The sequence below is a fragment of the Actinoplanes sp. NPDC021490 genome, assembly GCF_055562135.1.
Genome location: NZ_JBVHFW010000003.1, coordinates 216,636 through 231,247, shown reverse-complemented (window position 1 = coordinate 231,247; position 14,612 = coordinate 216,636). Strand labels below are relative to the sequence as shown.

The following is a 14,612-nucleotide window of genomic DNA, read 5'->3' as shown; positions in this document are numbered from 1 at the left end:
TTTCCGATACGACCGTCTTTGGCTTGACTGGCGGCGGCCCTTTATTAACACTGCTGACAGTTATCCCCTCTCCTCTCCCCCGGAGGATTTCCCCCATGCGTAAGTCCAGGTTCTTCATCGCGGCGACCGCCCTCGTGGTCGCCCTGGGAGCGGGCCTCGCGGTCGGTTCCCGCAGTGACACGGCCGAGGCGGCCGTCGTCTGGAACGAAGATTTCAATGGTCCGGCCGGCGCCGGCGTCGACACGTCGAAGTGGAACTTCGACACCGGCGGCAACGGCTGGGGCAACCAGGAGCTGCAGTACTACACCAACGGCACGAGCAACATCGCCATGGACGGGCAGGGCCGCCTGGTCATCACCGCCCGTAAGGGCAGCGGCGGCCACAACGACTGCTGGAACGGCACCTGTCAGTTCACGTCGGGCCGGATCCAGACCTCCGGCAAGTTCTCCCAGCAGTACGGGCACATCGAGGCCCGCATCCAGGTCCCCAACGGCTCGGGTCTGTGGCCCGCGTTCTGGATGCTCGGTGGCGGCAACTGGCCGACCGACGGCGAGATCGACATCATGGAGGTCGTCGGCCGCGAGCCCAACCAGCTGTTCGGCACGCTGCACGGCCCGGGCTACTCCGGCGGCGCCTCGCTCGGCGGCATCACCACCTCCAGCACGCCGTGGCACCAGGCCTTCCACAACTACGCGGTGGACTGGTCGCCCAACCTGGTCGTCTGGACCGTGGACGGCCGGGAGTTCTTCCGCGCCACCCCCGAGTCGCTGCGGGCGGCCAAGGGCAACGTGAACTGGGTCTTCAACCACTCGTTCTTCATCATCCTCAACCTGGCCGTGGGCGGTAACTTCGGCCAGGGCAACCCGGCCGGTCTGCCCGCCGAGAGCAAGATGCTGATCGACTACGTGCACGTCAGCACCTCCGACTCGACGCCCCCGCCGAGTGGTGGCGGCAACGGGCTCAAGTCCAGCCTGAGCGGCCGCTGCATCGACATCCCGGGCGGCAACGCGGTGGACGGCGCCCGGCTGCAGACCTACGACTGCAACGGCACCGCCGCCCAGCAGTGGGCGGCCAACGGCGACGGCACGATGCGGGCCCTCGGCAAGTGCATGGACCCGGCCGGTGGCGCGCTGACCAACGGCACCCCGATCCAGCTGGTCGGCTGCAACGGCAACCCGGTCCAGCGGTTCACCCTCTCGGCCGCCGGCGACCTGGTCAACGTCTCCGCCAACAAGTGCGTCGACATCAAGGACCGCAACACCGCCAACGGCGCCCAGCTCCAGCTGTGGGACTGCAACGGCGGCTCCAACCAGAAGTGGACGCGCGCCTGATCCGCTGAAACCCGTTCCACCGGCGGCCGCTCCGGCCGCCGGTGGAATTCGGCGTTCAGGCGGTCTGCAGGGTTTCGCTGAGGCGGGCGGTCAGGGCGTCGGCCGGCAGGGGCCGGGCGAAGTGGTAGCCCTGGGCCGTGTCGCAGCCGATCTCGCGCAGGGCCTCGGCCGCGGCCTCGTCCTCGACCCCCTCGGCGACCACGGTCAGGCCCAGGCGGTGGCCCAGTTCGACCGTCGAGGCGACCAGCGCGCGGCTGCTCTGGTTCTCGGCGATGTCCATGACGAAAGAGCGGTCGATCTTCAGCTCGGCGATCGGCAGCACCTTCAGATACGTCATGGAGGAGTAGCCGGTGCCGTAGTCGTCGATCGAGGATTTGACGCCGGCGTCGCGCAGGCGTGTCAGGTTCTCGATCGCCGTGTCCGGGTCGCTCATCAGGGCATATTCGGTGACCTCGACGGACAGCAGTTCGGCGGGCACGCCGGTCTCGGCCAGCAGGGCGGCCACGCGTACGGGGAAGTCGGGGTCGAGCAGGCTGCGCGTCGACACGTTGACGGCGACCGGCACGCGGTGGCCGGCGTCGAGCCAGGCACGGGTCTGACTCAGCGCCACCGTCAGCACGTGCTCGGTGAAGCGGTGCATGAGGTTGGTGACCTCGAGAACCGGGATGAAGTCGGCCGGTGAGATCGGGCCCCGCTCGGGGTGGGTCCACCGGGCCAGGGCTTCCACGCCGACCAGGGCGCTGGTGCCGACGTCGACCTTGGGCTGGTAGTTGAGGGTGAGCTGGCCCGGGTCGTCCAGGGCCCGGCGCAGGTCGCCGAGCAGCGAGAGCCGCGCGGCGACGTCCTGGCGGGCCTCCTCGCGGAACCGGTGGAAGCCGGCATGGTGCTGCTTGGCGTCGTGCATGGCGGTGTCGGCGTGGCGCAGCACGGTGACCACGTCCTCGCCGTCGCGGGCGGTGTGGGCGCCGATGCTGGCCTCGAGGTCGACGGTCACCTCGTCGAGCACGAACGAGCTGTCGAACGCCTCGGTGAGCCGGGCCGCGATGGTCTCGCCGATCCGCGGGTCGTCGTCATGCAGCAGGATCGCGAACTCGTCGCCCCCGAGCCGGGCCACCACGTCGTCACTCTGACGCACCAGCGACGCCAGGCGGCGGCCGGCCTCGACCAGCAACAGATCGCCGATGCGGTGCCCGAGCTGCTCGTTGACGTCGCGGAAACCATCCACGTTGACGATGAGCACGGTGGGACAGCCGTTCTGCATGGCGACGGCGGTGCGGTTGGTGAAGGCGGTCCGGTTCAGCAGGCCGGTCAGCGGGTCGGTGGCGGCCATCGCCTCGACCTGGCGGCGCAGGGCCCGGCGGGACAGGCCGAGGCCGCCGAGCGCCACGACGCCGAGCAGGAACACGACGATCACGGCGATGACCGAGTTGCGCGAGTCGCGCAGCGAGTCGGCTTCCTTGCTCTCGTAGTCGGCGAGGTGATGCTCCTGCTCGTGCAGCAGCGTCCGCATCATCACCGTGTACTCCGGCTCCAGCACGTCCTCGAGCGTCGCCTCCGCGGCGCCGTCGTCGCCCCGGTCGACCTGGGCGAGGAACCCGACGATGACCATGTGCAGGCCGCTGTGGTGCTCGGCCAGCTCCCCGGCGACTTTCCGGTGCTCCTCGTCGATCGAGGCCATCCGGGCCATCGCGGCCTGGGTCCGCTGGTCGGCCTCGAGCACGTTGTCGCGTTCTTCGCCGTCCGGCTCCAGCATCGTGGCCTGCAGCAGGGCCATCTCGGTGGTCACGGCGAAGGAGGCGGCCTGGTACGCGTCGGTGTCGCTGCCGGCCGCCGCGACGTCGCGCACGCGTTGCGCCTGCTGCCAGTTCGCCAGCACGGCGTAGCCGGCCAGGACGGCGAGCAGGACGGCCAGAATCACAGTCACGGTGCGGGGCGCGCGCAGAAACGACACCGGCAACCCTCCCGTCCGTTGTCACGGGCCGAAAAACCCGTTGATGCGAGCATCGGACGTCCGGGGTACCGGTTGACGGGTGTTCGGGTTGCGAAATGGGTGCAGGTCACCCCGCAAACACGTCGTACAGGAGGAACGCGTTCAAACCGATGATCATCGCCGCGGCCAGCCCGGCCACCGCCGTGGTCAGACGTTTGTTGACGAACACCCCCATGACGTCGCGGCGGCGGGTCAGCATCAGCAGCGGCACGAGCGCGAACGGGATGCCGAACGACAGCACCACCTGCGAGATCACCAGGCTGTCGGTGACCGGCAGGCCCAGGGCCAGCACGACCAGCGCCGGGGTCATCGTCACCGCCCGCCGCACGAACAGCGGGATGCGGCGGCGGATGAAACCCTGCATGACGATCTGACCGGCGTACGTTCCCACGCTCGACGACGACAGACCGGAGGCGAGCAGGGCGACGGCGAAGGCCAGGGCCGCGCCCCCGCCGACCATCCGCCCGAGCCCGTCGTGCGCCGACCGGATCACGTCCGGAGAAGCGAAGGCGGTGCCGTGGAACAGCGACGCGGCGATCACCAGCATCGACAGGTTGATCAGTCCGGCCGCGCCCAGCCCGATCATCACGTCGAGACGCTGGAAGCGCAGCAGTTCCCGCTTCTCCCCGTCGTCGCGGCAGGCCACCCGGGACTTGGTCAGCGCGGAGTGCAGATAGACCACGTGCGGCATCACGGTCGCGCCGATGATGCCGCAGACCAGCAGCAGGCTGTCGCCACCCGCGAGCCGGGGGATCATCCCGGACGCCACGCCGCCGGGGTCGGCGCCGACCACGGTCAGGTCGTACAGGAAACCCAGGAAGACCAGGCCGAGCAGGCCCGCGATGGCCAGCTCGAAACGGCGGTAGCCGCGCTGTTCGAGGGCGAGGATGCCGAACGCGATGACGGCGGTGATCAGCCCGGCCGGGAACAGCGGGACGTGGAACAGCAGGTAGAGGCCGACCGCGGCGCCCAGGAACTCGGCCAGGTCGGTGGCCATCGCGATGATCTCGGCCTGCGCCCAGAGACCCCGGGACACCGTACGGGGAAAGTGTTGCCGGCACAGCTCGGGCAGGTCGCGTCCGGTGGCCACGCCGGCCTTGGCGCTCAGGTACTGCACGAGCATGGCGGTGAGGTTGGCGACGACGATGACCCAGGCCAGGGTGTAGCCGAACCGCGCCCCGGCGGTGAAGTTGGTGGCGAAGTTGCCCGGGTCGATGTAGGCGACGGCGGCCACGAACGCCGGGCCGAGCAGCGCGACCGTGCCCCGCAGACGCCCCCGGGCCCGCAGCTGGCGGAAGACGGACTCGGGGGCGGCGACGGAGCCCTCCAACGGGCTCACGCCTTAGCCGACGGACGGGCCGAGGCCCAGCGACTGCGGCGTGCTGGAATCCGGCGAGGGCTGCCGCAGCCCCTCGTCCAGCTCCCCGAACTCGGTCATCAGGGCCGGACTGCCACCCCAGGGCGTCTGCTCCTCGGCCACCAGCGTGTTGGTGGTGAGCAGCAGCCCGGCGACCGAGGCGCCGTTCTGCAGGGCCGACCGCGCGACCCGCAACGGGTCCACGATGCCCATCTCGATCATGTTGCCGAACCGGCCCTGCAGCGCGTCGAAGCCCTCGTCCGGCCCGAGCCGGCTGATCTGGGTGACGGTCTCCTGACCCGAGAACCCGGCGTTGTGGGCGATCAGGAAGGCCGGCTCGGGCAGCGCCCGCCGCACGATCTCGACCCCGGTCGCGTAATCGTCCTTGAGGTCGAGCCCGTCCAGCGCGTCCGCGGCGTGCAGCAGCGCCGCGCCGCCACCGGCCACGATGCCCTCGGCCATGGCGGCCCGGGTCGCCGAGAGCGCGTCCTCGACCCGGTGCTGCAGCTCCTTGAGCTCGGCCGGGGTCGGCGCGCCGACGTGGATCACCGCGACCTTCCCGGTCAGGGCGCCGATCCGTTCGGTCAGGATGTCCTCGTCGGCGCCGAAGCTCGCCCGTTCCAGTTCGGCCCGCAACTGGGTGACCCGGAACTGGACGTCGCCGGGCGATCCGCCGCCGCCCACGATCGCGGTCCGTTCCGACTCGACCCGCACCTGGGCGGCCCGGCCGAGCTGGTCGATGGTCATCGTCTCGAGGGTGAAGCCGGAGTGCCGGCTGTAGACGGCGCCGCCGGTGATCGCGGCGAGGTCCTCGAGCTTGTGCAGCCGGCGGTCGCCGAAACCGGGGGCGCGCACGGCGACGCACTGGAAGACGCCGTTGACGTGGTTGTGCGTGAGCATCTGCAGGGCGGTGCCCTCGACGTTCTCGGCGATGATGATCAGTGGCCGCGGCGCCCGCATGATCTTGTCGAGCAGGGGCATGAGCTGCTGCACCTTGGTGATCTTTTCCGAGCAGAGCAGGATGTACGGGTCGTCGACGATCGCCTGCAGCCGCCCGGGGTCGGTGACCATGTAGGGCGACAGATAGCCGTTGTCGAACTCGAAGCCCTCGACGAAATCGACGCTCATGCCGTGCCGCTGCGACTCCTCGACGGTCACGATGCCGCCGTCGCCCACCGTGTGCAGCGCCTTCGCGATCACCGCGCCCACCACGTCGTCGTCGTTGGCCGAGATCGCCGCCACCCGGGTCAGCTCCTCCTCGGTGCCGGCCCGGCGGGCCACCGTGTGCAGGCGCTCGACCAGCCGGTCCACGGCCAGATCGACACCGCGTTTCACGAGTACGGGGTTGGCCCCGGCCCCGATCGCCGCCATGCCCTCGCGCACGATCGCCTGGGCGATCACGGTGGCGGTGGTGGTCCCGTCGCCGACGATGTCGTTGGTCTTGATCGCGGCTTCCTTGACCAGTTGCGCGCCCATGTTCTCGAACTGGTCCTTGAGGTGGATCTCCCGCGCGATGGTGACGCCGTCGTTGGTGACGACCGGCGACCCGGTGATCTTCTCGATGATGACGTTGCGGCCCTTCGGGCCCAGCGTCGACTTGACCGCCTCGGCCAGTTTGTCGACGCCGCTCTGCAGCAGAGTGCGCGCGTCACTGCCGTATCGGAGTTCCTTGGCCATCGGGGTCGTCTCCTCGAGCTCGGTCAGTCGGACTTCGGGTGGCGGGCGGGGCGGCCGGACGGGTCCTCGCCCTGACCGTCGGTGTCGTAGCGGTGCCGCAGCATCCCGCGGCAGATGCTGGTGTTCGCGTCCAGCGAGGTGCCGACGAGGCGGGCCTTGCGCAGGTGCAGCGGCACACCTCCGGCGTCGACCGGGTGGCCGGTGGCCGGGTCGATCAGCAGCGCGGAGTCGTCGGAGCAGGGCAGGCCGAGGTCGCCCCGGCGCCGGCGGAGCCGGTCGAGCGCGGGGGAGGCGGGGACGTCGCCGAGCGTCATCGTGGCCAGGTCCTGACCGGCGAGCGGCCGGCACACCGCGTCGGTGCCGGCCAGCACGGCCTTGCGCAGGAAGACGATCCGCAGGCTGTCCAGCTCGCCGAGCGCCTCGCCGTCGAACGAGCGCGCGAACCCGGCCCGGGCGGCGACCCCCTCGTTGATGGCGTCCGACGCGAAATGGTCGTCCAGGATCACCCGGGTGCGGAAGCCGAGCGCGGAGACCTGGTCGTACGCGTCGGCGACCATCAGATAGGCGAAGTTGGGCGCGCAGAAGTAGGTGGGCAGCCGCAGATGCACCTCGGCCGCCCCGTCGGAGGTCACGGCGGCGGACGCGACGAAGCCCAGCGCCGTGATCGGCTCGTCCAGCTCGGGGTCGCGCACCTCGGCCAGAGCGGCCAAGATGCGCGAACCCGTGGTCGTGGCGGTCATCCGAGCGAGGCCGCCGGTGACCCGGAGCTGACGCCCACAGCGTCGTCCCGGGCCGCCGGTGCCCCCTCGCCCGCGCCGAGCTGATATTCCGCCGGAACCTCAATGCCGTACAGGCGCGCGGCGTTCAGGCCGAGGATCTTCTTCTTGGTCGCGGTCGTCACCCGCGGATAGTCGGAGTACTCGTCACCGGGGTAGTCCCAGTCGACGAAGCCCTCGATCTGCCACTTCGGCTCCCAGATGCCGTAGTCGCTGCCGAAGGTCATCTTGTCCTCGCCGACCCAGAACAGCAGCTCGCCCATCACCTTGGCGAAGAACCGGGGCCGCGCGTGCATCAGACCGCCGATCACCACGGACAGACCGGCGTACACGTTGGGTTCCTGCGTCGCCATGAAGCAGAAGTCCTCGATGCGGGGCAGCCCCACGTGCTCGACGATGAAGTTGAGCTCGGGGAAGTCGGTCGCGGCGTGGTCCACGTCGGAGACGTCGAACGCGTCCTTGTCCAGCGGCCAGATCGTCGGGCCCTTGTGCACGTGGACGTTCTTGATGCCGAGCTCCTGGGCCTTCTCCAGATACCGGTACGCGGCCGGGTCTTTGAGCGTCCAGCCGCGCGAGCCGTTGTTCCACTCGGCCGTGTAGAGCTTGACGCCGATGCTGCCGTACCGCTCGACGTTCTCGGCCAGCTTCTTGAGCCCGTCGTCGCCGTCGCGCGGGTCGAACCGGGTGTTGGTGACGAACTTGCCGGGGTGCTTGGCGCCGAGCGCGGCGTTGCGCTCGGTCGTGTTGAAGCCCTCCCGGTACCACTCGGTCAGATATGTCGGCTGGAAGATCGCGACGTCCACGTAGCCGTCGGTGAAGACGTCCTTCATCAGGTCGTCCTCGGTGTACGACTGGAACTTTTCGATCGGCCAGTGCGTCTCCGGCGGCCCGAGGCCCTGGTAGGCGTGGAAGCATTCGATCCAGCCCTTGGCGTACTGCTCGGCCCCGGGCACCCAGTTGGACGGATCCGCGTTCCAGTAATGCATGTGGCTGTCGACGACGAAGTACTTCTCCCCGTCCTTCTCGTACATGGGCTCTACCTCGATTCGGCGAGGTCGAAGCCGATGAACTCGGCCGCGTCCTCGGGGTTGGCGAACATGATCGTGCGGTCGTCCTCGTGGATCATGCGGCCGTAATGGGTCGACATGCTCTCCTCGAACTGGGCCGCGTCGAAGAAGCCGGGCTCCTCGCCCAGCGCCTCGGAGATCTCGTCGTAGACGAAGTCCATCCGGTTGGTCGCGTCGACCCGGATCATCGAGGGCAGGGGAGTGACCCGCACACCGGGCTTGGACCCCATGACCTCGGCCACGACCACGCCGATCTGGCTGTTCATGAGGGTGACGCCGCACATGTTGGACGCCGTGTTGTCGCTCTTGAAGGGGCTCTCGGCCGTCTTGAACTGCTGCGTCACCGTTCCAGCTCCTTCGGGATGTCCAGGCCGAGCTCGTCGGCGATGCCGGCGAAGCGGCTCTTCACCCGGTCGAGCGCGTCCTCGAAACGGATCGGCTTGGTGTCGGGCTGCGACCACAGCGGCTGCATGGCGCGGGCTGCCGTGACGGCCTGCCCGGTCCAGTCGGCCAGCCAGGTGTTCATGATCCGGCGGTTGTGCTCGGCGAACTCCCGGTCGTGGGAGAGCAGGTCGAACAGCGCCTTCGTGTAGCGCAGGTCGCGCTCGGAGAAGTCGAACTCCTCCGCGCCGACCACCGTCGGGGTGACGAAGTCGCCGTTGCGCGGCGCCACCTGCATCACCAGCTGACTGCGGAACAGCTCACCGACGAGCGGCTGGAAGACCACGTTGGCCGCGAAGATCGCCTCGGCCCAGTCCTCGGTCGCGGTCAGTCGCTCCGCGGTTTCCCGTACGCCCTGCCAGGCCGGATCGGAACTCCAGGTCTCCAGGTGGGCGCCGCCGTCGAAGCCCTCCACCTCCTCGCTCAGGGTGAGCTGATAGAGCGCCAGGTCCTGGGCCGAGCGGATCAGGTGCATGCTGTTGACCGCGATCGCCGTGTTGTGCATGTTCGTCGGGCCGCGCCGGTTGGCGTTGGCGAACAGATACAGCCCCAGGCCGTGGTCGACGTGCATCCACGCGCCCACGTTCTGCTGCACGAAACGCACCCAGTTCGGATTCCACTGCTGGAACGACTTGGCCTGCTTGGCCGCGTCCACGTTGGCCTGCAATTGCCGTACGACATTGGCGTTGTAGCGGTACAGCGAGAGTTCCCACTCCTCGTTCGGGTCGCGGAACTCGTGCCATCCGTGCGCCGGCCATTCGTAGCCCCGGCCGCCCGTGCCGGGACCGCGCTCGGGCACCGGCCGGTCGCTGCCCCACGCCTTGAGCACGGTCCAGTCGAGCGGGTAGCCGCCCTGGCCGTCGGCGAACCCGTACAGCCAGCCCTGCGCGAGGTAGTGCCGCGGATCCGGCTGCACCTCGACGGTGACGTCCTCGTAGTGGGTCTGCTTGCGTTTCTGCGGAGTGAAGTAGTTGAAACGGCGCGCGTGGGAGTCCGGGAACTCCTTCGCGCCGGCCTCGGCGTCGGTGAAGACGGGCTTGGGAACGCTGCGTTCCGTCGCGGTCGTCATCAGTCCTCCCCACCTGTCGTGGTGAACTTGTCGTAGTAGATGTGCTTCTCGGGCGTGCCCAGCTGGGCCAGCAGCGGCATGGCGGCGTCGACCATCGGCGGCGGCCCGCACAGGTACGCGTGGGCGTGCTTGAGGTCGACCTCGTAGCGCCGGAGCACGTCGGTGATGAAACCGACCTCGCCCGTCCAGTCCTCGCCCTCGGCCGGCTCGGAGAGCGCGGGCACAAAGCGGAAACCGGGCAGCTTCTGGCGCAGCGCCTCGATCTCCTCGACGAAGCACAGGTCCCGCGCGCTGCGGGCGCCGTAGTAGAAGACGGCCTTGCGCTCGATGCCACGCTCGGCCATCGAGCGCAGCAGCGACAGGATCGGCGCCAGCCCGGCGCCCCCGCCCACGAAGATCAGGTCGCGGCCGGGGGCGTCGCGCAGGGTGAAGACGCCGAACGGGCCGGTCAGGTCGAGCCGGTCACCGGGCTTCAGCTCGCTGTCGAGGTAGGACGAGAAGATCCCGTCCGGGTAGACCTTGATGACGAACTCGAGCCGCCCGTCCTGTTTGCTGGACGTGTTCGCCATCGAGAACGAGCGCGTGACGTCCGTACCGGGAACTCGGATGTCCATGTATTGACCCGGGAAGAACGTGATCTCGGCCGGCTCGATCAGCCGCAGGACCAGGTGCCGCAGGTCGTGGGTCACGTGGTCGATCGCCACGACCTCGGCCACCGCGTTCTGGATGGGCAGCCCCGAGCGGATCATGTCCTCGTCGAAGTTGAGCAGCTCGATCGTCACGTCCTCGTACACGTGCGCCCGGCACAGGAGCGTGAAACCCTCCTCCTTCTCGTAGTCGGGCAGCGCGAACGTGGAGTAGCGGTCGAGCTCGATGTCGTCACCGTCGAGGACGAACGACTTGCAGGCGGCGCACTGACCCTCCTTGCATCCGTGCATGAGCATCAGCCCCTGCTCGGACGCGGAGCGCAGCACGGTCTGCTCCTCGTCGACCTCGATCTCGATCCCGACGGGCTCGAACCTCACCCGGTGCTTCTCGCCCATGTCAGTCCCGTGCCGGCCGTCCGGCCGGGCCGCCCTTGATGTAGTTGGCGTGGAACTTGGCCCGCTCCTCGGCCGTCATCTGGTTGAGCAGCACGTTCGGGCTCTGCAGGTTGGGCATGCGGCGCAGGTGGTCCAGCGTCCACAGCTTCTTCGGGTCGTCCAGGTTGAGGTGCGGCTGCGCGACCATGGTCTTGCCGTCGTCGCGGACGAAACCCATGTCCTGCACCACGTCGGCCCAGTTCCAGCCGTGGTAGAGCGTCTCCCACTCGCGGGCGCCGATCAGCTGGCCCATGTTCGGGGTGCTGCGGCCCTGATAGACCGGGCGGAACGCCTCGGCGTCGGTCCAGCGGCAGGCCTCGTGGCAGTACGTGCGCCACTGGCCGTCGACCTCGGCCATCACCATGTCCTCGCGCACCAGGCACGGCACCATGCAGGTCCAGCAGCGGTGCGGGTACTGGTAGTCGACGTCCTCGGCGACGATCGGGTGATGCCCGTTCGGCGTGGACAGGCGGTTGTACTGCTCCCACCACTTGCCGTACCGGTCGTACCAGCCCGGATATTTGAACTCGAACCACTCGAAGTCCTTGTCGGTCATCGGGTCGATCCGCCAGTAGTTGGCCAGCCAGCCGGTCGCGAAGAACTGCGCCACCTCGTGCACGTATCCCTTGTGCCAGATCTGGTTCCACGACTCCTCGATCAGGTCGTGCGGAATGACCAGGCCGTACTTCTCCAGCGGCACCAGATAGCTGCGGTAGTAGTCGTCGTAGATCCAGCGGCGCCACATCTCCGCGTACGACTCGCGGTCCTTGCGGCGGTCCTTGGTGCCGTACTCGATGAACGTGCCGATCGCCGCGTCGACCACGCGGTGGTTGTTCCACCAGGCGTAGCGCAGGTCGCGTTCGAGCAGCTGGTGGTTGCCCTCGTCGGCCAGCGCCATCAGCAGGGTCGCGTAGCCGTTGGAGATGTGCCGCGACTCGTCCGACTGCACCGAGTGGAACACCGTGGGCAGCAGGTAGTCGCCGTTCGCGGCGGCCTCGGCCGGCATCGCGACGAACAGGGTGTTGGTGAACGCCGTCTCGGCCACGATCGTCAGATAGATGCTGGCCGCGGTGATCGCGTCCCCGGTGATGAAACCCTCGGCGAACTGGCGGCCGATCGTGCCGCAGTAGTCGTTCTGGAAGTTGCGCAGGCTCGAGTTGAAGCCGGCCGGGTCGATGTAGTTGTTCATGTACAGGCGCTTGAGGTTCTGCTGGATCGTCGAGTGCCGGACCTCGTCGATCATCTGGATCGCCTGGCCGTTGTGCAGTTCCGGGTTGGGCACGTTGCGGAACAGCAGCGGCATGGCGCGGGCGGCCGAGATCTCCGGCAGCGGGATGATCGACAGGAACAGCTTCTGCCACTCCAGCCAGCGCTCCTGCACCTGGCGGAACATGTTGCCGCGGATCGCGCCGTCCGACGCGCCGTACACCCGGTGGTCCTTCTCCTCCTGCATCGGGAAATACGACCGCAGCACCTGCTTGAGCGGGTCCTTCTTCTGCGCCTTGCGGAACGTGTAGTCCGTTCCGTAGTGCGAGACCGGCTGGTGGTACATCGGTTCCCAGGCCAGCTCCTGGATCTTCTGATGAGCCTTGGCCACACTCTGGCGACTCATGAGTGCTCCCTATCCTCTGGCTGCTTGCCTTCCTGGCGCATCAGACCCCAGCCCCGGATGTACGGGGGTCTCACATTGAGTCAGGCGTCCTCGCCGAACACGGCCGCCCGAATTTCCGCCAGGTGGCTTTTCACGTTTTCCCGCACCTGGCGGTCGCCCTCGGCGGCCGGCTCGACGCCCAGCGCGCGCAGCAGCTCGGCCGCGGGCGCGCCCGGATCGGCCCCGCCCAGCACCGGATGCAGGCCCTGAGCAGCCAAGTGGTGGAAGACCACGTTGACGACGGTCCACGGGTTGAACGTCTCCGGCGCCGGTTCCATCGCCCGAGTCCACGCCTTTGTGTCCGGGGTGGCGGTCTCAACATGAGACGGGGGTCACCCCGGCCGGGCCTATGGTGAAACAGGCCCGTAACCCCCTGAGGACAGGGGACCCCCATGCCGCTCGGAGAGAACGATCGACTAGCGAAGACGCGAGAACAGTTCCTGACGGCCGAACAGGTCGACCCCAACCAGGTGCGCGACGCGATCCTGGCCTCGTGGTGGCGTTCCCGCCACTGGAACGTGGCCGCCGACCGGGTCGACCTGACCTATCGGCGCGACCCCGATCTGGACACGCCGCTCACCCGCAGCGCGCTGCCCGTGCTGCAGCATCTGCGCGAGCACCTCGACGGGCAGCCGATCAGCATCATCCTCACCGACCCGACCGGGCTCGTGCTGACCCGGCTCGACGCGGGCCGCGACCTCGACGCCCACCTCGACCGGGTCAACCTGGCCCCCGGCTTCAGCTACGCCGAGGAGTTCGTGGGCACCAACGGCATCGGCACGGCCCTCGAAGGCGGCCGGCCCATGCACGTGTTCGGCCACGAGCACTACGCCGAACACCTCGAGGACCTGGCCTGCGCCGGGGTGCCGATCCACCATCCGATCTCGGGCAAGACCGTGGGCGCGGTCGACCTCACCTGCTGGCGGCGTGACGCCGACCCGCTGCTGCTCGCGCTGGCCAAGACGACCGCCGGGCAGATCCAGCAGGCGTTGCTGGCCGACAGCGGCATCCGCGAGCTCGAATTGCTGCAGGAATACTTGCGCACCTGCCGGCGTACGGCGGGAATTGTCTTCGCCCTCAACAACGACGTCGTGATGATGAACGACAACGCCCGGCACGTGCTCGAACCGGCCGAGCAGTCGATGCTGCTGGCCCGGGCGGCCGAGACGCTGGCCGGCCGCAACCCGACGGCGTCGCTCACGGTGGAACTGCCCAGCGGGGTCAAGGCGCGGATGTTCTGCCGGCCGGTGCGCGGCGAGGGCGGCCTGACCGGCGGTGTCGTGCACGTCAAACTGGGCGAGCAACCGGCGGGCGTACGGCTGGAACCGGCCCCCGTGCCCCGGATGTTCCTGCCCGGGCTGGTCGGCTCGGGCGGGCTCTGGCTGCGCGGCTGCCATCAGGTCAAGTCCGCGTACACGGCTGGGGAGTGGCTGGCCCTGGAGGGCGAGGCCGGGGTGGGCAAGCTCGCCGTCGTCCGCGCCATCCACCAGCACGACAACCCCGGCGCGCACTTCGCCGTCGTCGACGCGGCCGCACCCGGCCGGGGCTGGCTGATCGACGTGCGCCGCGAACTGGCCGACCCCGGCGGCGCGCTGGTGATCCAGCACGCCGACCGCAGCGGCGACTACCTGTCCGCCCTCTGCCGCCTGCTCGAGAAGGCCCGCACCGCCGGCCCCGCCCCCTGGGTCGCCGTCACCCTGAGCCCGCGCCACGACGGCGGTGACCTGGCCGACCTGCTGCGTTTCTTCCCCAGCACGGTCGAACTGCCGCCGCTTCGCTATCACCTGGAGGACGTGCAGACGCTGGTGCCGTTCTTCCTGGCCCGCCTGGTGCCCGACGGCCGCCTGACCTGCTCCCCCGAGGCCGTGCAGATGCTGAGCCGGTCGTCGTGGCCCGGAAACATCGACCAGCTGTGGCAGGTGCTGCGCAACATAGTCCAGCACCGCCGCAGCGGCGCCATCCAGCCCCGCGACCTGCCCCCCGAATGCCGCACGGTCTCCCGCCGCCTGCTGAGCCCGTTGGAGGCGATGGAACGCGACGCGATAGTCCGCAGCCTCCTCGACTGGGACGGCAACAAGGTCAAGGCGGCGGCCGCCCTGGGCATGTCCCGCGCCACGATCTACCGGAAGATCCACGAGTACGGGATTGTCGCCCCGGCCAAGTAGCCTTTC

Annotated in this window: 12 protein-coding genes; 2 read left to right on the top strand and 10 right to left on the bottom strand. The window is 69.0% G+C overall.

The window, feature by feature from the left end:
- Window positions 1-95: 95 nt before the first annotated feature.
- Window positions 96-1,331: a ricin-type beta-trefoil lectin domain protein gene (locus ACZ3I4_RS09345; protein ID WP_465381404.1), complete on the top strand. Its 1,236-nt coding sequence runs from the start codon at window positions 96-98 to the stop codon at window positions 1,329-1,331.
- Between the two features lie 55 nt (window positions 1,332-1,386).
- Here ACZ3I4_RS09345 and ACZ3I4_RS09340 read toward each other — a convergent pair whose 3' ends face one another.
- From ACZ3I4_RS09340 to ACZ3I4_RS09295, 10 genes are all read right to left on the bottom strand, one after another.
- Window positions 1,387-3,282, bottom strand: coding sequence for a putative bifunctional diguanylate cyclase/phosphodiesterase (locus ACZ3I4_RS09340; RefSeq protein ID WP_465381403.1), 1,896 nt, complete (start codon window positions 3,280-3,282; stop codon window positions 1,387-1,389).
- Between the two features lie 106 nt (window positions 3,283-3,388).
- Window positions 3,389-4,660, bottom strand: coding sequence for an Nramp family divalent metal transporter (locus ACZ3I4_RS09335; protein WP_465381402.1), 1,272 nt, complete (start codon window positions 4,658-4,660; stop codon window positions 3,389-3,391).
- A 3-nt stretch (window positions 4,661-4,663) separates the two neighbouring features.
- Window positions 4,664-6,355, bottom strand: coding sequence for a chaperonin GroEL (gene groL / locus ACZ3I4_RS09330; protein WP_465381401.1), 1,692 nt, complete (start codon window positions 6,353-6,355; stop codon window positions 4,664-4,666).
- A gap of 23 nt (window positions 6,356-6,378) precedes the next feature.
- Entirely contained in the window at window positions 6,379-7,095 is a 717-nt protein-coding gene (locus tag ACZ3I4_RS09325; protein ID WP_465381400.1) for an iron-sulfur cluster assembly protein, read from the bottom strand.
- A complete protein-coding gene (locus tag ACZ3I4_RS09320) occupies window positions 7,092-8,162 on the bottom strand; it encodes an amidohydrolase family protein (protein WP_465381399.1) in 1,071 nt (356 codons plus the stop codon). Before ACZ3I4_RS09320 ends, ACZ3I4_RS09325 begins: the two co-directional genes overlap by 4 nt.
- Window positions 8,163-8,167: 5 nt before the next feature.
- Window positions 8,168-8,542, bottom strand: a complete 375-nt coding sequence (gene mimD / locus ACZ3I4_RS09315) for a propane 2-monooxygenase effector subunit MimD (protein ID WP_465381398.1) — start codon at window positions 8,540-8,542, stop codon at window positions 8,168-8,170.
- Window positions 8,539-9,708 (bottom strand): ferritin family protein, encoded by a 1,170-nt coding sequence (locus ACZ3I4_RS09310; RefSeq protein WP_465381397.1) that lies wholly within the window; start codon window positions 9,706-9,708, stop codon window positions 8,539-8,541. Before ACZ3I4_RS09310 ends, mimD begins: the two co-directional genes overlap by 4 nt.
- Window positions 9,708-10,733, bottom strand: coding sequence for an FAD-binding oxidoreductase (locus tag ACZ3I4_RS09305; RefSeq protein WP_465381396.1), 1,026 nt, complete (start codon window positions 10,731-10,733; stop codon window positions 9,708-9,710). The genes ACZ3I4_RS09310 and ACZ3I4_RS09305 overlap by 1 nt, the downstream gene beginning before the upstream one ends.
- A gap of 19 nt (window positions 10,734-10,752) precedes the next feature.
- The gene (locus ACZ3I4_RS09300; RefSeq protein WP_465381395.1) at window positions 10,753-12,402 is read right to left on the bottom strand and encodes a ferritin family protein; all 1,650 of its coding nucleotides are present in this window, start codon (window positions 12,400-12,402) and stop codon (window positions 10,753-10,755) included.
- Window positions 12,403-12,482: 80 nt separating this feature from the next.
- The gene (locus ACZ3I4_RS09295) at window positions 12,483-12,719 is read right to left on the bottom strand and encodes a hypothetical protein (RefSeq protein ID WP_465381394.1); all 237 of its coding nucleotides are present in this window, start codon (window positions 12,717-12,719) and stop codon (window positions 12,483-12,485) included.
- Between the two features lie 114 nt (window positions 12,720-12,833).
- Here ACZ3I4_RS09295 and ACZ3I4_RS09290 point away from each other — a divergent pair, with 114 nt between their 5' ends.
- Complete coding sequence (locus ACZ3I4_RS09290) at window positions 12,834-14,606, top strand: sigma-54-dependent Fis family transcriptional regulator (protein ID WP_465381393.1); 1,773 nt, start codon at window positions 12,834-12,836, stop codon at window positions 14,604-14,606.
- Window positions 14,607-14,612: the final 6 nt, after the last annotated feature.